16 protein-coding genes and 1 pseudogene are annotated in these 17565 nt (G+C 71.4%); 8 read left to right on the top strand and 9 right to left on the bottom strand.

Going from position 1 to position 17565, the window contains the following annotated elements:
• The first annotated feature begins 7 nt into the window (after nt 1-7).
• The 5 genes from M2165_RS08790 (at nt 8) to M2165_RS08770 (ending at nt 4992) form a co-directional block, all read left to right on the top strand.
• Nucleotides 8-1969, top strand: coding sequence for an MFS transporter (locus M2165_RS08790; protein WP_280814268.1), 1962 nt, complete (start codon nt 8-10; stop codon nt 1967-1969).
• 117 nt (nt 1970-2086) lie between these two features.
• Nucleotides 2087-2590 (top strand): YiaA/YiaB family inner membrane protein, encoded by a 504-nt coding sequence (locus tag M2165_RS08785; protein ID WP_280814267.1) that lies wholly within the window; start codon nt 2087-2089, stop codon nt 2588-2590.
• A 47-nt stretch (nt 2591-2637) separates the two neighbouring features.
• On the top strand, nt 2638-3105 hold the full coding sequence (locus tag M2165_RS08780) for a hypothetical protein (RefSeq protein ID WP_280814266.1): 468 nt from the start codon (nt 2638-2640) through the stop codon (nt 3103-3105).
• Nucleotides 3102-3899 (top strand): DUF2145 domain-containing protein, encoded by a 798-nt coding sequence (locus M2165_RS08775; RefSeq protein WP_280814265.1) that lies wholly within the window; start codon nt 3102-3104, stop codon nt 3897-3899. Before M2165_RS08780 ends, M2165_RS08775 begins: the two co-directional genes overlap by 4 nt.
• 40 nt (nt 3900-3939) lie before the next feature.
• Nucleotides 3940-4992: a serine endopeptidase gene (locus M2165_RS08770; RefSeq protein ID WP_280814264.1), complete on the top strand. Its 1053-nt coding sequence runs from the start codon at nt 3940-3942 to the stop codon at nt 4990-4992.
• Between the two features lie 16 nt (nt 4993-5008).
• On the opposite strand, the pseudogene M2165_RS08765 reads toward M2165_RS08770, so the two are convergent.
• A pseudogene (locus M2165_RS08765) lies at nt 5009-5804 on the bottom strand (SDR family oxidoreductase).
• Between the two features lie 125 nt (nt 5805-5929).
• Between M2165_RS08765 and M2165_RS08760 the strand changes: the two are divergent.
• The gene (locus M2165_RS08760) at nt 5930-6304 is read left to right on the top strand and encodes a hypothetical protein (RefSeq protein WP_280814263.1); all 375 of its coding nucleotides are present in this window, start codon (nt 5930-5932) and stop codon (nt 6302-6304) included.
• A 12-nt stretch (nt 6305-6316) separates the two neighbouring features.
• On the opposite strand, the gene tgt is transcribed toward M2165_RS08760, so the two are convergent.
• The 3 genes from tgt to queA are packed head-to-tail and all read right to left on the bottom strand — an operon-like array spanning nt 6317 to nt 9809.
• On the bottom strand, nt 6317-7516 hold the full coding sequence (gene tgt, locus M2165_RS08755) for a tRNA guanosine(34) transglycosylase Tgt (RefSeq protein WP_280814262.1): 1200 nt from the start codon (nt 7514-7516) through the stop codon (nt 6317-6319).
• On the bottom strand, nt 7513-8757 hold the full coding sequence (locus M2165_RS08750) for a PQQ-dependent sugar dehydrogenase (RefSeq protein ID WP_280814261.1): 1245 nt from the start codon (nt 8755-8757) through the stop codon (nt 7513-7515). Before M2165_RS08750 ends, tgt begins: the two co-directional genes overlap by 4 nt.
• The gene (gene queA / locus M2165_RS08745) at nt 8754-9809 is read right to left on the bottom strand and encodes a tRNA preQ1(34) S-adenosylmethionine ribosyltransferase-isomerase QueA (RefSeq protein WP_280814260.1); all 1056 of its coding nucleotides are present in this window, start codon (nt 9807-9809) and stop codon (nt 8754-8756) included. The genes M2165_RS08750 and queA overlap by 4 nt, the downstream gene beginning before the upstream one ends.
• Before the next feature lie 89 nt (nt 9810-9898).
• On the opposite strand from queA, the gene recG reads away from it, so the two are divergent.
• Nucleotides 9899-12037, top strand: coding sequence for an ATP-dependent DNA helicase RecG (recG, locus tag M2165_RS08740; protein WP_280814259.1), 2139 nt, complete (start codon nt 9899-9901; stop codon nt 12035-12037).
• A gap of 31 nt (nt 12038-12068) precedes the next feature.
• Here recG and M2165_RS08735 read toward each other — a convergent pair whose 3' ends face one another.
• The 3 genes from M2165_RS08735 to M2165_RS08725 all read right to left on the bottom strand — a co-directional run bounded on the left by M2165_RS08735 (nt 12069) and on the right by M2165_RS08725 (nt 15794).
• Complete coding sequence (locus M2165_RS08735) at nt 12069-13868, bottom strand: redoxin family protein (RefSeq protein WP_280814258.1); 1800 nt, start codon at nt 13866-13868, stop codon at nt 12069-12071.
• A gap of 100 nt (nt 13869-13968) precedes the next feature.
• Nucleotides 13969-15342 carry an ATP-binding protein gene (locus tag M2165_RS08730; protein WP_280814257.1) on the bottom strand — a complete coding sequence of 458 codons (1374 nt, stop codon included), beginning with the start codon at nt 15340-15342 and terminating at the stop codon, nt 13969-13971.
• Nucleotides 15343-15374: 32 nt separating this feature from the next.
• The gene (locus tag M2165_RS08725) at nt 15375-15794 is read right to left on the bottom strand and encodes an organic hydroperoxide resistance protein (RefSeq protein WP_280814256.1); all 420 of its coding nucleotides are present in this window, start codon (nt 15792-15794) and stop codon (nt 15375-15377) included.
• Nucleotides 15795-16004: 210 nt separating this feature from the next.
• Here M2165_RS08725 and M2165_RS08720 point away from each other — a divergent pair, with 210 nt between their 5' ends.
• A complete protein-coding gene (locus tag M2165_RS08720; protein ID WP_280814255.1) occupies nt 16005-16748 on the top strand; it encodes a response regulator in 744 nt (247 codons plus the stop codon).
• Here the strand turns inward: M2165_RS08720 and M2165_RS08715 are convergent.
• Nucleotides 16712-16870, bottom strand: coding sequence for a hypothetical protein (locus M2165_RS08715; protein WP_280814254.1), 159 nt, complete (start codon nt 16868-16870; stop codon nt 16712-16714). The genes M2165_RS08720 and M2165_RS08715 overlap by 37 nt on opposite strands.
• A gap of 1 nt (nt 16871) precedes the next feature.
• Complete coding sequence (locus M2165_RS08710) at nt 16872-17453, bottom strand: thioredoxin family protein (protein WP_280814253.1); 582 nt, start codon at nt 17451-17453, stop codon at nt 16872-16874.
• Between the last annotated feature and the right edge of the window lie 112 nt (nt 17454-17565).

Raw genomic sequence — 17565 nt, 5'->3', positions numbered from 1 at the left:
CCGTCGAATGACCGATCCCGCTGCTGCCGCCGCCACCACGCCCGCGGCCCCCGATGCGAACGCCCATGCCAACCAGTTCGCGCTTCTGCGGCAGCGGCGCTTCGCGCCCTTCTTCTGGACCCAGTTCGCGGGCGCGGCGAACGACAACCTGTTCAAGTTCGCGTTCACCGTGATGGTGACCTACCAGCTGCAGCTCGGCTGGATGCCGCCCGCGATGGCGGGCCTCGCGATCGGTGCGCTGTTCATCCTGCCGTTCCTGCTGTTCTCCGCCACCGCGGGGCAGCTCACCGACAAGTTCGACAAGACGCGGATGATCCGCTTCGTCAAGAACCTCGAGATCGCGATCATGCTGATCGCCGCCTGGGGCTTCGTGCGCGCCGACGCGGTGGTGCTGCTGGGCTGCGTGTTCCTCATGGGCCTGCATTCCACGCTCTTCGGTCCGGTCAAGTTCGCCTACCTGCCGCAGGTGCTCGATGCGCGCGAACTCACGGGCGGCAACGGCATGGTCGAGATGGGAACTTTCGTCGCGATCCTGCTCGGCCAGGTCGCGGGCGGGCTGCTGGTGGCGCTGCCGCAGATCGGCCACACCACCGTGGGGGCCGCCTGCGTGCTGCTGGCGCTGGTCGGGCGCGCCACGGCGCAGGCGATTCCGCCCGCACCCGCCACCGATCCGGGGCTGGTCATCAACTGGAACCCGTTCAGCGAGACCTGGCGCAACCTCAAGCTCGCGCACGGCAACATCGTGGTGTTCCGCTCGCTGCTCGGCATCTCGTGGATGTGGTTCTTCGGCGCCGTGTTCCTGAGCCAGTTCCCGAGCTTCGCGAAGGAGGTGCTGCACGGCGACGAACAGGTGGCCTCGCTGCTGCTGGTGGTGTTCTCGGTCGGCATCGGCATAGGTTCGCTGCTGTGCGAGACGCTGAGCCGGCGCCAGGTGGAGATCGGCCTCGTGCCGCTCGGGGCGATCGGCATGAGCGTGTTCGCGATCGACCTGTACTTCGCCTCGCGCGCGCTGCCGCCCGCCGCGGGCACGGGACTCGCCGCCTTCCTCGGCCAGTCGGCCCACTGGCGCGTGATGGCCGACCTGGCGCTGCTGTCGCTGTTCGCGGGCCTCTACAGCGTGCCGATGTACGCGCTGATCCAGCTGCGCAGCCAGCCCACGCACCGCGCGCGCATCATCGCGGCCAACAACATCCTCAATGCGCTCTTCATGATCGGCAGCTCCGTGATCGCGGGTGCGCTGCTCGGCGCGGGCTTCACGATCCCGCAGATCTTCCTGTTCACCGGCATCGCCAACGCGGTGGTCGCGTTCTACATCTTCATGCTGGTGCCCGAGTACCTGCTGCGCTTCGTCGCCTGGGTGCTGTCGCACTTCGTCTACCGCTTCGAGATCAAGGGCGAGGAGCACATCCCGACCGAGGGCGCCGCGGTGCTGGTGTGCAACCACGTGAGCTTCATCGACGCGATCCTGCTGATGGCCGCGAGCCCGCGGCCGATCCGCTTCATCATGGACCACCGGATCTTCAAGGTGCCGGTGCTCGGCTGGCTGTTCAAGCTCGCCAAGGCGATCCCGATCGCGCCGCAGAAGGAAGACCCGGCGGCCTACGAGGCGGCCTTCGCGAGGGCGCTGGCCGTGCTGCGCGAGGGCGACCTGCTCGCGATCTTCCCCGAGGGTGCGATCACGCGCGACGGCCAGCTGCAGCCCTTCAAGGGCGGCGTGGTGAAGATCGTCGAGAGCGCGCGCGCCGAAGGCTTGGAGCCGCCGGTGATCCCGATGGCGCTGACCAACCTCTGGGGCTCGTACTTCAGCCGCATCGAACTGCGCGGCGGCCAGAACGTGGCCATGGCCAAGCCCTTCCGCCGCGGCTTCTTCAGCCGCGTGGGCCTGCACGTCGGCCACGCCGTGCCGCCGGTCGAGGTGCAGCCGGAGGCGCTGCAGCGGCGCGTGAGCGGCCTGTTCAGCGCCGGCTGAAAAGTATCGCTTTGCGATACCTCCGGCGCCTGAAGCCGGAACTGGTCGAAGAATCCGAGCCCCGCGATGGGCGAGCGAACCATCATTCGCTCACCTTCACTACGCCGCGAGGCCTTCATGCAACCCTTCCCTTCCACCACCGTTTCGATCCAGCGCGACACGCGGGCCTGGCAGCTCCAGGTCTGGACCTCGTTCGCGATCGCCGTCTTCCTTTGCGCCACCGGCCTCGCCTGGCTGCCGGGCGAGGCGCTGGACCGTGCGTTCATGGTGATGGGCTACGTGTTCTGCCTCAGCACCGCCTTCATGCTCGCGAAGTTCGTGCGTGACAACCAGCAGGTGCAGGCCGGCGGCGCCGCCACCGGCCGCGACGTGCCGATGTGGCGTCTGGTCGTCTGGGGCAGCTTCTTCACCGCCATGGGCCTCACCGGCTGGGGCCTGGTGCGGATGGAGATCAACGAAGCCTACAAGGCCTTCCTCGGCGTGAGCTGGCTGTTCCTCATCAGTTCGGCCTTCACGCTCGCCAAGACGCTGCGCGACCGGCACGAGGCCGACCTGGCCGAGGCACGCCTGCAGGGCCGCCGCGCCGCACGCCAGGAAGCCGCCGCCGGCACGGGCGAATGAGCGCGCCGCTCCCACTTCAATTTCGTCTTCCCAAAGGAAAGATCGCGATGAAAAAGTCGATGGTTTCTCTTCTGGCCGCTGCCTGCACCGTGCTCGCGGCCGCCACGCTTCCCTTGCAGGCGCAGGCCCACGACGGGGCCTCCGAGGCATCGGCCGGACTCTCGCTGCTGCCGGTGGCCTCGGTGGTGGGCGCCGCGTCGGCGGTGGGTGCGTCCGCCACCGCGGTGGTCGCGCTGCCGGCGGCGCTCTCGGTCGGCGGCTCGGTGCTGACGGTGGTGGCCGTGGAAGCCGTGGCCGACGGCACGGTGTACCTGCTCGAGCGCGCCTCGGACGGCGCGCGCGCCAGCGTCAAGGTGGCCGGCCGCGCGGCCAACGGTCTCTCGGCGGCCGTGGGCACCAGCGTGCTCGTGAGCGTGATCGGCACCGGCGTCGTGCTGTCGGCCGCGGGCGAGGTGCTGGCCTTCGTGCCCAACGCCATCGGCCGGGCGCTGCTCTACAACGAGAAGCTGTCATGAAGCCGCTGCTGCTTCGCGCGCTGCTTGCGCTCACGCTCGTGGCGGCCCTGCCGCTGCAGGCACAGGCCGGCCGCTCGTGCCAGGAGGCCAGGCCGACCGCGGCGTCCATCGTGCAGGGCATGCAGCTGGCCCAGCGCACCGCCGAGCGGCTCGACGCCAGCGGCGCCCGCGTGGTGCTGCTGGCGCGCGCCGGGCAGGACCTCGGCAAGTACGGCCTGCGCTATTCGCACATGGGCATCGCCTACAAGACCGACGAAGGCCCGTGGCGCGTGGTGCACAAGCTCAACCAGTGCGGCACGGCCGTGGCCGCGCTCTACCGCCAGGGGCTCGGCGAGTTCTTTCTCGACGATCCGTGGCGCTACGAGGCCGCCTGGTCGGTGCCCGCGCCGCAGGTGCAGGCGCAGCTGCTGGCCGCGCTGCGCGAGCCCGCGGCGCGCATCGCGCGGATGAACGTTGCGCCCTACAGCATCGTGAGCTACGCCTGGGGGCAGAAGTACCAGCAGTCGAACCAGTGGGCCATCGAGACGCTGGCCGCGGCCATGGAGCCCGCGACGATCGCCAGCCGCGCGCAGGCGCAGGCCTGGCTGCAGTTCAAGGGCTACCAGCCGACGACGCTGCGGCTCGGTCCGCTCACGCGGCTCGGCGGCCGCGTGGGCTCGGCCAACGTGGCCTTCGACGACCATCCGAACGACAAGCGCTTCTCGGACCGCATCGAGACCGTGACGGTCGATTCGGTGTTCGAATGGCTGCCGCGCGCGGGGCTGGGCGCCGCGCCGGTGGTGCTGAAGCTGTGATCGCGCCCTTGCGCAAAGAACAACGAGGAGAAAGAAGGAAATGAGCAAGTCATTGCGTCTGTCCGAGAAATGGTTTCGCCGCGGGCTCTGGCTCGTGGCGCTGGTGTTCGCGAGCTTCCTGATCGGGCTCGGCGGCACGGTGGTGGGCGACCTGCCGCAGGTCGAGCGCGCGCTGCAGCTCGACGACTTCATCGACCGCCCCGCGGCCGAGCCGCTGCGCAGCGCCATCAAGGCGTCCGAGCAGGCCGAGCTCGAAGCCTCGCGCGAGCTCGACCAGATCCAGCTGCAGGCCAATGCCGCGCGGCAGGCCAGCGCCAATGCGCGCGAGACCTTCGGCAACTGGATCGCCACGCGGCGCGCCACCGCGCAGCCCGACCAGGACCCGGAGCTGATCTCGCGCACCCGCGCGCTCGATGCGCTCAAGCAGAAGGAAGACGAGCTGCAGCGCAAGCTCGACGCCCAACGGCAGATCGTGCTCGACGCGCGGCAGTCGGAGCAGCGTGCGCGCGAATCGCTCGCGGTGCTGGAGCGCGCGGCGCAGGAGAAGCTCGAGGCCGAGTACCGCCGCGTGGAACTGCGCGTGTTCGGCTACCGACTCGCGCTCACGCTGCCGCTGCTCGTGATCGCGGGCTGGCTGTTCGTGAAGAAGCGCAAGAGCACCTACTGGCCCTTCGCCTGGGGCTTCATTTTGTTCGCGCTGTTCGCCTTCTTCGTCGAGCTCGTGCCCTACCTGCCGAGCTACGGCGGCTACGTGCGCTACGTGGTGGGCATCGTGGTCACGGTGCTCGTGGGGCGCTACGCGATCCTCGCACTCAACCGCTACCTCGCGCGGCAGAAGGCGGCGGAGCAGCAGCCCGACCCGGTGCGGCGCCAGGAGCTCAGCTACGACACCGCGCTCGCGCGCCTCGCGAAGAACGTGTGCCCGGGCTGCGAGCGGCCGGTGGACCTGAAGAACACCGAGATCGACTTCTGCCCGCATTGCGGCATCGGCCTGTACGACCATTGCGGCCACTGCAGCACGCGCAAGAGCGCGTTCTCGAAGTTCTGCCACGCCTGCGGCACTGCGGCCTCGGCCGCGCCGCAGCCGGGCTGACCGGTGGCGCGGCGCCTCAGGTCCAGCCCGCGTCCACCACGAAGTCCTGCGCGGTGCACATGCGCGAATCGTCGGCCGCGAGGAACAGCGCCATCGCGGCGATGTCCTCGCCCATCACGCGGCCCGGCAGGCACTGGGCCGCGTCGATCTCGGCGCCCGATTCGGGCTTGACCCAGAGCCGGATCTGCCGTTCGGTCATCACCCAGCCGGGCACGATCGAATTGACGCGGATGTTCTGCTTGCCGAGGTCGCGCGCGAGCGAGCGCGTGAGGCCGCGCGCGGCCGCCTTGCAGGCCTGGTAGACCGGGTAGCCGCGGCCCTTGATCATCCAGCTGATCGAGCCGAAGTTGATGATCGAACCGCCGCCGAGCGCGCGCATGTCGTCCGCCACCGCCTGCGCGGCGAAGAACTGGTGCTTGAAGTTGACGGCCACGAGGCGGTCGAAGTCCTCGTCGGTCACGTCGGCCATCTCGTGGCGGCGGTCGTTGGCGGCGTTGTTGAGCAGCACGCCCACGGGACCGAAGTGCGCCCGCACGGCGGCGATGGCGGCCGCGAGCGCCGCGGTGTCGGGTCACGTCGCAGGGCAGGAAGAGCGCGGGATGCTCGCCGCGCAATTGCCCCGCGAGCGCCTGGCCCGCGGCGGTGTCGAGGTCGCAGAAGCCGACCTTCGCGCCCTGCGCATGGAAGGCGCGCACCAGCGATTCGCCGATGCCGCTCGCCCCGCCGGAGATGAACACGGTGCGCTCGGCGAGCGAGGGATAGCGTGCGGAATAGGCGGCCGCGGCCGCAGTGTTGGATGAACCGTTCGTCATGCCGGCAGCGTAGCCGATCGGCCGTCCGCGCACATCCGGGCGAGGCCTGCATGCCTCCGGCTACCGGCGGCGTATGGCTTCCGGCCTGTGGGCAAGTGCCGCCCGCGTGGCTACGCTCGCGGTCCATGAACATCCTCCCTCGCCGCGGCGCGCTCGCCGCGCTCGCGCTCCTTCCGCTGGCCGCCGTCGTGCGCCCCGTCCGGGCACAGGCGGCGGCGCCCGTGCAACTCTTCAAGCTGGTGTCGCCGCGCGACGAGATCGTCGTCGGCGTCGAAGCCGCGCAGCTCGGCAGCGGTTCGGGCCCCGCCGTGCAGCGCCTGGCCGAACTGCTGGCGGCCAAGGGGCAGCTCACGCTCTGGCAATACGCCTCGCAGAAGGACGCCGCCGGCGCGCTGGTGCAGGCGCCGCTGCGGCAGGTCGCGGTGTTCAAGAGCGACCTGCTGCGCATCGAGCCCTACGGCACGCCCTTGCCCGTCAAGGCGCCGCCGGCCGCGAAGTAGCCGCTGCGCGCGCTACACGCCGCGCGCGCGGTCGGCCTTGAAGCGGGCGCGGAATTCGGCGAAGGTGCCCGCGTCGAGCGCCTCGCGGATCTCGCGCATCAGGTTCAGGTAGTAGTGCAGGTTGTGGATGGTCGTGAGCATCGGCCCGAGCATCTCGGCGCAGCGGTCGAGGTGGTGCAGGTAGGCGCGGCTGAAGCCCTCGCGCCCGCCGTCGTTCCAGCTTACGCCCGAAGTGCCCGCGCAGGCATGGCAGGTGCAGCTCGGGTCGATGGGCTGCGGGTCGTTCTTGTGGCGCGCGTTGCGCATCTTCAGGTCGCCGAAGCGCGTGAACAGCGTGCCGTTGCGCGCATTGCGCGTGGGCATTACGCAGTCGAACATGTCGACGCCGTCCGCCACGCCCTGCACCAGGTCCTCGGGCGTGCCCACGCCCATCAGGTAGCGCGGCTTGTGCGCGGGCAGCCGGTGCGGCGTGTGGGCCATGATGCGCAGCATCTCTTCCTTCGGCTCGCCCACGCTCACGCCGCCGATGGCGTAGCCGGGGAAATCCATTTCCACCAGCGCGGCGAGCGATTCCTCGCGCAGGCCCTCGAACATGCCGCCCTGCACGATGCCGAACAGTGCGTTGGGGTTCGCGAGCCGCTCGAACTCGTGCTGGCAGCGCTTCGCCCAGCGCAGGCTCAGTTCCATCGAGCTGCGCGCCTCGGCCTCGGTCGTGATGTGGCCCTTGGTGTCGTAGGGCGTGCACTCGTCGAACTGCATCACGATGTCGCTGTTGAGGATGGTCTGGATCTGCATCGAGACCTCGGGCGTGAGGAACAGCTTGTCGCCGTTGACAGGCGACGCGAACTTCACGCCCTCCTCGCTGATCTTGCGCATCGCGCCCAGCGACCACACCTGGAAGCCGCCCGAGTCGGTGAGGATCGGCTTGTTCCATTTCTCGAAGCCGTGCAGCCCGCCGAAGCCCGCCATCACGTCCAGGCCCGGGCGCATCCAGAGATGGAAGGTGTTGCCCAGGATGATCTGCGCGCCCATCTCCTCGAGGCTGCGCGGCATCACGCCCTTGACGGTGCCGTAGGTGCCCACGGGCATGAAGATGGGCGTCTGCACCACGCCATGGTTGAGCGTGAGCGTGCCGCGGCGCGCACGGCTCTCGGGGTCGGTCTTCAGCAGGTCGAACTTGAGGCGGGGCAGCGCGGTGGTGGTGTCGGTCATTGGCGGGGGGCGCTGCCGGCGTCCGGCAGCAGCATCAGGATGGTTCGGTTGAAGTCCTCGACCGCGAGCAGGCGGCCCTGCCGGTCGACGGTGATGCCGGTGGGGCGGCCCATCGGGCGCACGCCGGCCTTGGGCGCCCAGCCCGCGAGCCATTCGATCGGCTTGCCCGCAGGCAGGCCGCGCGCATCGAGCTTGAAGCCCACCACGCGATGGCCCGGCGGCTGGTGGCCGCGCCAGGCCACCAGCAACTGGCCCGCGAAGCGGCTGCCCGCGGGGCCGGTGATCATCTGCAGCGGCGCGGCATGCGCGGGCCAGAGCATCAGCGGCGCCTCGGTGGCCTTGCAGTCGTACCGGTTCTCGTAGCCGCGCGCGGCCTGCCGGTTGCCCACACAGTAGGGCCAGCCGTAGTCGCGGCCGGCCTGCAGGCGGTTGAGTTCCTCGGGCGGCTGGCCGACCTCCTCGTAGTCGATCGAGTTCTCGCCCTGCAGCACCGTGCCCTTGGCCGGGCCGTCGGGCAGCACGGTCAGCGCGACCGAGTTGCGCAGGCCGGTGGCGAAGGGCTTGAAGCTCTGCAGCTTGCGCTCCGGCCCCGCGAACACGGCCTCGTAGACCGCCGCGCGCGGCGTCGGGCCGGCACGGTCGGGGCAGGGCAGCGGGTACTGCCTCGCCGCGTCGCGGCAGGCGTCGGAGTCGGAGCCGACGTTGACGTAGAGCCGCCCGTCGGGCGCGAAGGCCAGTTCCTTGAGCGGATGGGTGCCGTCGCCGGGCAGCCCTTCGATCAGCGTCTCGCGCTGCAGCGCGCCGCCCGGCGCGGGGACCGGCGTGCGCCAGATCGCGTTCGATTCGCCGACGTAGACCTTGCCGTCGGGACCGATCACCAGCCCGAGCGGCCGGTCGAGCCGCTCGGCCAGCACGCTGAAGCGCGCGCGCCGCGGCGCGAGGCCGTCCGTGGGCAGCGTCATCTCGAGCAGCCGGCCGCGGCGCGGCTCCCACGAGCCCATGTCGACGACCCAGTAGCGGCCCGGCGCCACCTCGAGGATGCGGCGCGGCGCGCGCAGGCCCTCGGCCTCGTCGGCCAGCAGCGCGACGCAGGTGCCCGCGGGGCTCGCGATGTCGAGGCGTGCGTAGTCGCCGCAGCGGCCCTGTGGCGTGTAGCCGCGCGCCTGGGCCGCGAGCGGAAGGAGCAGGGCCGCGGCGCAGGCGAGCGCGGCGACCAGGAAGCGGAAGGCAAAGGTGCTCATGTCGGTGCGCGGGCCAGCAGCATGGCGTCGCCGTAGCTGAAGAAGCGGTAGCGCTCGGCGATCGCGTGCGCATAGAGGGCCATCACGCGCTCGTAGCCCGCCAGGGCCGAGACCAGCATCATCAGCGTGCTCTTGGGCAGATGGAAGTTGGTGACCAGCAGGTCGACGTGCGCGAAGGCGAAGCCCGGCGTGATGAAGATGCGGGTGTCGCCGCTGGCCTCGCCGCTCTTCGCCCACGATTCGAGCGTGCGCACGGTGGTGGTGCCCACCGCCACGATGCGGCCGCCGCGCGCCTTGCAGTCCGCGATCGCGCGCTGCGTGGCCTCGGGCACCTCGTAGCGCTCGGCATGCATCTGGTGCTCGGCGATGTTCTCGGTCTTCACCGGCTGGAAGGTGCCCGCGCCCACGTGCAGCGTGACGTTGGCGCGCCGCACGCCGCGTGCGGCTAGCGCCGCGAGCAGCGCCTCGTCGAAGTGCAGTGCCGCCGTGGGCGCAGCCACGGCGCCGGGCACGCGCGCGAACACGGTCTGGTAGCGGCGCTCGTCCTCGGCCGAATCGGTGTGCGTGATGTAGGGCGGCAGCGGCACGTGGCCGCAGCGCTCCATCAGCATGTAGGGGTTCTCGCCCGTGTCGCTCTCGAAGGCGAAGCGGAACAGGGCGCCGTCCTCCTCGGGCCAGCGGCCGAGCAGCGTGGCGCGGAAGCCCGGTCCGTTGGCGCCCACCATCTGGAGCGTGGTGCCCACGGGCGGCTTCTTGCTGACCTTCATGTGCGCCACCACTTCCTGCCCCTGCAGCACGCGCTCGACCAGCAGTTCCAGCTTGCCGCCGGTCGGCTTCTCGCCGAAGAGGCGCGCCTTGACCACGCGGGTGTCGTTGAAGACCAGCAGGTCGCCTTCGCGCAGCAGCGAAGGCAGGTCCTTGAAGATGCGGTCGGCGGGGGCGGCGCCGGTGCCGTCGAGCAGGCGGGAGGCGGTGCGCTCGGGCGCGGGATGCTGGGCCACCAGTTCGGGCGGCAGATGAAAGTCGAAATCGGAGAGCGTGAAGTCGCGCATGGTGCTTGAGGGTCGGACGGACCCGTGCCAAGTGGCGGGAAGGACGGAATGAGAAAGAATGCACGGCCGGAGCCGGGCAGAATTGTCCCATGCCCGCGACCGCGAAATCCCCGTTGCCCGAAAAGCCCCCGGCCCGCGCGGCGGCGGCTGCGCCCGCGGCGCCGGGCAGCGGCCTGAGCCAGGTCCAGCGCGCGCTGCGCAAGCTCGGCCTGGTGCGCGACATCGACTTCGCGCTCTACCTGCCGATGCGCTACGAGGACGAGACGCGCATCGTGCGGCTCGCCGACACGCGCGACGGCGACATGGCGCAGATCGAGGGCGTGGTGACCGAATGCGAGGTGGCGTACCGCCCGCGCCGGCAGCTCATCGCCACCATCGACGACGGCAGCGACACCTGCCAGCTGCGCTTCTTCAATTTCTATCCCTCGCAGCAGAAGCAGCTCGCGGTCGGTGCGCGCGTGCGGGTGCGCGGCGAGGTGCGCGGCGGCTTCGTCGGGCGGCAGATGATGCATCCGACGGTCAAGGCCGCGGGCACGGCGCTGCCCGAGGCGCTCACGCCGATCTATTCGACGGTGGCGGGGCTCGCCCAGCCGGTGCTGCGGCGCGAGGTGCGCTCGGGCTTGGCGCGCGCGGTGCTCGACGAGACCATCCCGGTGCAGATCGGCCTGCGCGGCGCGTGGGACCTGCGCAGTGCGCTCAACTTCCTGCACTACCCGGCGCCCGACGTGGCGATCGCCACGCTCGAGGACCACAGCCATCCGGCCTGGCAGCGCATCAAGGCGGAGGAACTGCTCGCGCAGCAGCTCTCGCAATTGCAGGCGCGGCGCGAGCGCGCGGCGCAGCGCGCGCCGGTGCTCGACGTGTCGACCGCGCCGGCCGGCGGCAAGGGGTCGCTGCACGACGAACTGCTCGGCGTGCTGCCCTTCGGCCTGACCGGTGCGCAGCAGCGCGTGGGCGAGGAGATCACGCGCGACCTCGGGCGCGAAGTGCCGATGCACCGGCTGCTGCAGGGCGACGTGGGTTCGGGCAAGACGGTGGTGGCCGCGCTCGCGGCGGCGCGCTGCATCGATGCGGGCTTCCAGTGCGCGCTGATGGCGCCGACCGAGATCCTCGCCGCCCAGCACTTCGGCAAGCTGGTCGGCTGGCTCGATCCGCTGCTGGCCGAGCGCGGCCTGCGCGTGGCCTGGCTCACCGGCAGCCAGAAGAAGAAGGAGCGCGACGCGATGGCGGCCGCGGTGGAAAGCGGCGAGGCCGCGCTCGTGATCGGCACCCATGCGGTGATCTCCGAGAAGGTGCGCTTCCACAACCTCGCGCTCGCGATCATCGACGAGCAGCACCGCTTCGGCGTGGCGCAGCGCCTGGCGCTGCGCGGCAAGGCGCGCAACGAACTGGAACCGCATCTGCTGATGATGAGCGCCACGCCGATCCCGCGCACGCTCGCGATGAGCTACTACGCCGACCTCGACGTCTCCACGCTCGACGAGCTGCCGCCGGGCCGCACGCCAATCGTCACCAAGCTGGTGGCCGAGCACCGGCGCGACGAGGTGATCGCGCGCATCCGGGCGCAGATCGAACAGGGCCGGCAGGTCTACTGGGTCTGCCCGCTGATCGAGGAGAGCGAGGCGGTCGACCTGCGCAACGCCACCGCCACGCGCGACGAGCTGGCCGAGGTGCTCGGCCCCGAGGTCGGCGTGGGCCTGCTGCATTCGCGCATGCCCACGGCCGAGAAGCAGGCGGTGATGGCGGCCTTCACCGCCAACACCCTGCACGTGCTCGTGAGCACCACGGTGATCGAGGTCGGCGTGGACGTGCCCAACGCCTCGCTGATGGTGATCGAGCATGCGGAGCGCTTCGGCCTTTCGCAGCTGCACCAGCTGCGCGGCCGCGTCGGGCGCGGCGCCGCGGCCTCGGCCTGCGTGCTGCTCTATGCGCCGGGCGACAGCGGCCGGGTCGGCGAGGCGGCGCGCGCGCGGCTCAAGGCGATGGCCGAGACCGGCGACGGCTTCGAGATCGCGCGGCGCGACCTGGAGATCCGCGGCCCGGGCGAATTCCTCGGCGCGCGCCAGTCGGGCGCGCCGCTGCTGCGCTTCGCCGACCTGACCACCGACACGCTGCTGCTGGACTGGGCACGCGAGCTCGCGCCGGTCATGCTGCAGAAGCATCCCGAACTGGCCCAGCGCCACATCGACCGCTGGCTCGGCACCAAGGCCGAATACCTGAAGGCCTGAGCCGCCCGCTTCCTGGCTTCGGCCCGCGGCCTCAGCCGAAGGTGAAGGCGTAGGCCTGCGCGCCCGGGTCGAGGAATTCGATCTCGAAGAGGCGCTCGCGCGCGCCGTCGCGCTGGCGCACCAGCTGGTAGAGCCGCTGCGCGTCGATCACGCCCGCGCCCTGCGCGTCGGTGTCGAAGCCGTGGTCGGCGCCGGGCGGCTGCCCGTCGATCCGCACGCGAAAGCGCACCGGCCTGCCGTCGGCCGCGGGCCCGAGCACGAGGTGCAGGTCGCGCGCCTGGAAGCGGTAGACGATGCGCCCGCCGGCGCGCGCGAGCACCGCGCGCTCGGCGTCCACCGTCCATTCGCCGGCCAGCGCCCACTGGTTGATGCGCAGCGAAGCGGGCGCCTGGTAGGCCTGCGTGCGGTCGCGCACCAGCCCGCCCGGCGACGCGAAGCCTTCGGCACGCGCGTGGCCCAGGTAGGTTTCGCCCGACAGCGCCGGCTCGCTCCCGGCCGCAGCCTGGGTGCCCAGGCCCTGGGGTGCGACCAGCCCCGCGGTGACGCGTGGCCGTCCGGCTTCGGCCAGCAATTGCTGGATCACCTGCTCCGCCGTCGCGTAGCGGCCTTCGCCGGCCTGCTGGTGGCGGATGCGGCCTTCCGCGTCGACGAAGTAGAAGGCGGGCCAAGCGCGGTTGCCGAAGGCGCGCCAGATGGCGTAGTCGCTGTCGAGCGCGACCGGGAAGCCGATCTCCAGGTCCTTGACCGCGCGCCGCACGTTGGCGGGGCGCTTCTCGAACGCGAACTCCGGCGTGTGCACGCCCACGACCACCAGGCCCGCGTCCTTGTACTTCTCGGCCCAGGCGCGCAGGTAGGGCAGGGTGCGCAGGCAGTTGATGCAGGAGTAGGTCCAGAAGTCCACCAGCACCACCTTGCCGCGCAGCGCCTCGGGCGTGAGCGGCGGCGAATTGATCCACTCGGTGGCGCCCGCGAACGATGGCATCGCGCCCTGGTCGCGCAGCGTGCGCAGCACCGGCGGGACCGGGGGTGGCTCCGCGGCGGCGGCGGTCGGCACGAGGCCGCCCTGGTCTGCGCCCTGCCGCGGCTCGGCGTCGGGCGCCTGCGGCACGCCGGGCCGGGGCGAACCGATGCGGTCGAGCAGCGCCTGTTCGAGCGCCGTGGTGGTGCCGCCCGAGAGCCGGGCCAGCAGCCCGGTGTCGAGCCCGAGCGCGATCGCGCCCACGCCGACCAGCACCGCCGCGCCCGCGGCACGGCGCAGCCATTCGCCGGTGCCGAGCGCGCCCTTCATGCGTGCGAACACGCGGTGGCCGAAGAGCAGCGCCGCGGCCAGCGAGGTGCAGGCGCCGGCGGCATAGGCCAGCAGCAGCAGCGAGGTGCCGATGCTCGCGCCATTCAGCGCCGCGCCGGTCAGGATCAGCCCGAGGATCGGGCCGGCGCAGGGTGCCCACAGCAGGCCGGTGCCCACGCCGAGCAGCAGCGGCGAGAAGGCCGTGCCGCCGGCCTGCCCGTCGGCGAGCCGCAGGCCCAGCGCCACCAGCGGCCGGCTCAGCCGGTCGGCCAGCCGGGGCAGCAGCAGCGTGAGGCCGAACAGCGCCAGCAGCGCGATCGCCGCGTAGCGCCCGTATTCGTTGGCAGCGACCACCCAGCCGCCGCCCACGGCCGCCAGGCTGGCGACTGCGGCGAAGGCCAGCGCCATGCCAGCGAGCATCGGCAGGCCGTGGGCGCGGAAGGGGCGGTCCGCCCGCGCGAACACGAAGGGCAGCACCGGCAGGATGCAGGGGCTCAGGATGGTGAGCACCCCGCCCAGGTAGGCAACGATGAGAACGAGCATGGCGATCCTCGGTGGAACGGACGATGAAACACGCGCTGGGCGCGGGAGCCGCGGCCCGGTGCATGGGGTTGAAGAAGAAGGAAAGAAGGCGCCGGCCGGCTCAGTCCGCGCCCGGGGGGCGCGTCGGCATCGTCAGCCGCGCCTCGAGCCCGCCCTGCGCGCGGTTGGCGAGCTTCAGCTCGGCGCCCATCGCGGTGGCGAGCTGCTGCGCGATCGCCAGCCCGAGGCCGGTGCCGCCGGTGCTGCGGTTGCGCGAGCTCTCGACGCGGTAGAAGGGCTTGAGCACCGCCTCGAGTTCGTCGGGCGGAATGCCCGGTCCGTCGTCGAGCACCGCGACCACCAGCCGCCCGGGCCCGGCCTGCACGCGCACGGTCACCTCGCTGCCGAAGTTCAGTGCGTTGTCGATCAGGTTCGCGAGGATGCGGCGCAGCGCGTTGGGCCGCGTCACGATCGGCGCGCCGGCGCGGCCCTCGAGCCGCACCTGCTCGCCGGCGTCCTCGTAGTCGGCGACCATGCTCTCGATCAGCGCGTCGGCGTCCACGCGCAGCGGGGGCTCGGTCGCACCGTGGAGCGTGCGCGCATAGGTCACGCCCTCGCGCACCAGCGCATGCATCGCGTCGAGGTCCTGGCGGAACTTGTCGCGGTCGTGCCCGTCGTCCATCAGGTCGGTGCGCAGCCGCATCCGCGTGATCGGCGTCTGCAGGTCGTGCGAGATGGCGGCCAGGATCTCCACGCGCTCGGCCATGTAGCCCGCGATGCGGCGCTGCATCGCATTGAATGCGCGCGCCGCATGCGCCACCTCGCTCGGGCCGGTCTCGGACAGGGCGCGGCCCTCGAGGTCGGGCCCCAGCTCGTCCGCTGCCGCCGCCAGCTGCGCGAGCGGCCGCGTGACCAGCCGCACCGCGGCCCAGGCGCACAGCGCCAGCACCAGCAACTGCACCGCCAGGCCCCAGATCAGCCAGGGCGACATCGGCATGCCCACGCGCTGCGCATGCACGATGAGCGGCGAGCCGTCGCGCAGCCGCACCTCGATCTCCAGGCCGCCCGCGGGGCTGGCGACCTCGCCCACCTTCACGATCTCGAAGGGGCGCATCGCCTCCGCGATGGCCCGGCCGAACTCGCGCTGCGAGGCGGACGCCGGCGCCACGCCCCCGGCGCTGCCGCCGAGGGTGAAGTGATAGTTGCGGCGCTCCAGCCGCCCGAGCCAGTCCGCACGCTCGCTCGCGGGCAGCCGGTCGATCAGCGCGACCGAACTCGCGATGTCGCGCTCGATGCCGATCATCATCAGCTCGCGCATCGCGATGCCGCGCTCGAAGCCGATCGCGGCGAAGGTCAGGGCCTGCGCCACCGCCAGCCCGACCACGATGATCAGCGTGACGCGCGCGAACAGCGAGCGCGGCACCAGCCGGCGCAGCCCGCCGCGAGCGGGGGCGGCCACGGCCGGATCGGCGGAAGGGCGGGCGAGGGTGGACATGGGCGCCTTTATAGACCGGGACGGCAGGCCGTTCAGACCAGCTGCAGTGCGACCTCGATGTTGCCGCGCGTGGCCTTGGAGTAGGGGCAGGTCTGGTGCGCCGTCTCGATCAGCGCCTGCGCGAGCTCGCGGTCCACGCCGGGCATGCTGACGTGCAGGCGCGCCTGCAGGAAGTAGCCGCCGCTGCCGGTGCCGAGGTCGACCTCGGCGTCCACCGCGAGGTCGGGCGGCAGCGTCACCTTGCGCGCCGCCGCGGCCAGGCCCATGGCGCCGATGAAGCAGGCGGACCAGCCGGCGGCGAACAGCTGCTCGGGGTTGGCGCCCTGGCCCGACGAACCGGGCGACGACAGCTGGATGTCGAGGCGGCCGTCGCTGCTGCGCGCGCTGCCGTTGCGGCCGCCGGAGGTGGTGTGGGTCTTGCCCGTGTAGAGGACCTTGTCGATCTGGCTCATGGTGATTCCTTGCAGGGTGGTGAAGCTGGAGAAGCGTTCTGTCGATGAACGGAACGGATTCTTGGGCCCGCATGCCCCTGGCGGCGCGGAATGCGTATGCCTGTGTCGCGCCCGGTCGGGCCGGATACTTGCGAATACAAAGAAGCTCGCGCTGCCCGGGGCGGCCGCTACATTCCCCCCAGATCGCAGACCACCCTCCAGAGACCGCCCATGAACACCAGCAGGCCCTCCGACCACATCCTCATCGTCGACGACGACCGGGAGATCCGCGAACTGCTCACCGCCTACCTCGTGAAGAACGGCCTGCGCGTGGTGGCGGTGCCGACCGGGCGGCACATGCGCGCGGCGCTGGAGGACGCGGGGCCGTTCGACCTCATCATCCTCGACCTGATGCTGCCGGGCGAGGACGGCCTCACCCTGTGCCGCGACCTGCGCACCGGCAAGTACAAGGCCACGCCGATCCTGATGCTCACCGCGCGCAGCGAGGAGGCCGACCGCATCCTCGGGCTCGAGATGGGCGCAGACGACTACCTGGCCAAGCCCTTCTCGGCCCGCGAGCTGCTCGCCCGCATCCGCTCGGTGATGCGCCGCACCCGCATGCTGCCGCCCAACATGCATTCGACCGAGCCGGCGCAGAAGTTGGTGTTCGGCGAATGGCAGGTGGACACCGTGGCGCGCCACCTGCTGGACGAGAGCGGCACCATGGTGGCGCTGAGCGGCGCCGAGTACCGGCTGCTGCGCGTGTTCCTCGACCATCCGCAGAAGGTGCTCACGCGCGACCAGCTGCTGAGCCTCACCCAGGGCCGCGAGGCCGAGCTCTTCGAGCGCTCGATCGACCTGCTCGTGAGCCGCCTGCGTCAGCGCCTGCGCGACGACGCGCGCGAGCCGCGCTACATCAAGACCGTGCGCAGCGAAGGCTACGTGTTCGCCTCGGCGGTCGAGGCGCGCGACTGAGCACGGCGCCGGCCCGGCGCGGCCGCGGCGCTGGCCGAGATGCACTGGCACTGGACCGGGTTGCGCAGCTCGTGCGCGAAGCCGCCCGCGAGGAAAAGCAGCGCGAACCAGAGCTTCCGCATCTCAGGACCCCGCCTTCGGCACAGGCGCGGGCGCCGGCTCGGCCAGCAGCGCCTGGATCTTCTTCTCGGTCGCGCCGTAGCTGCCCTCGCCGAAGTGCGAATAGACGATGCGGCCCTGCTTGTCGATCAGGTAGACCGCGGGCCAGTACTGGTTGCGGAAAGCCTTCCAGGTGCCGTAGCTGTTGTCCTGTGCCACCGCATGGCGGATCTGGAGGCGCTCGATCGCGTCCTTCACGTTCCTGGTCGACTTCTCGAACGCGAACTCGGGCGTGTGCACGCCGACCGTGACCAGGCCCTTGTCGCGGTACTTCGCGTCCCATTCCTTCACGTAGGGCAGGTGGTTCAGGCAGTTGATGCAGGTGTAGGTCCAGAAATCGATCAGCACCACCTTGCCGCGCAGCGCCGCCATGTCCAGCGGCGGCGAGTTGATCCAGGTATCGATGTCCTTGAAGGCCGGCGCGGGCTGCGCCTGCTCGGCCGGGATGTCGCCGCCGAGCGAGGGCGCGGCGAGCGTGACGACGGCCGCCGAAGCGGCGATGACCGCGGCGGCGGCCACGGCGAGCGAGGGGGAGGGGAGGCGCATGGCGGTTTCCTTCGGGCGGTGCCGGGTTCGGCGATGCCCGGATTCTTCGGCGCCTGGGCCGTTGCGGCACGCGTCGCGTATGTCTCTGTATCCCGCTGGCGGGGGCTACAAC

Origin of the sequence: Variovorax sp. TBS-050B (genome assembly GCF_029893635.1) — a bacterium.
In the GTDB taxonomy this organism is placed as follows: Bacteria; Pseudomonadota; Gammaproteobacteria; order Burkholderiales; family Burkholderiaceae_C; genus Variovorax.
The sequence above is the reverse complement of the archived record's forward strand: the minus strand, read 5'-3'. Positions and strand labels throughout refer to the sequence as shown.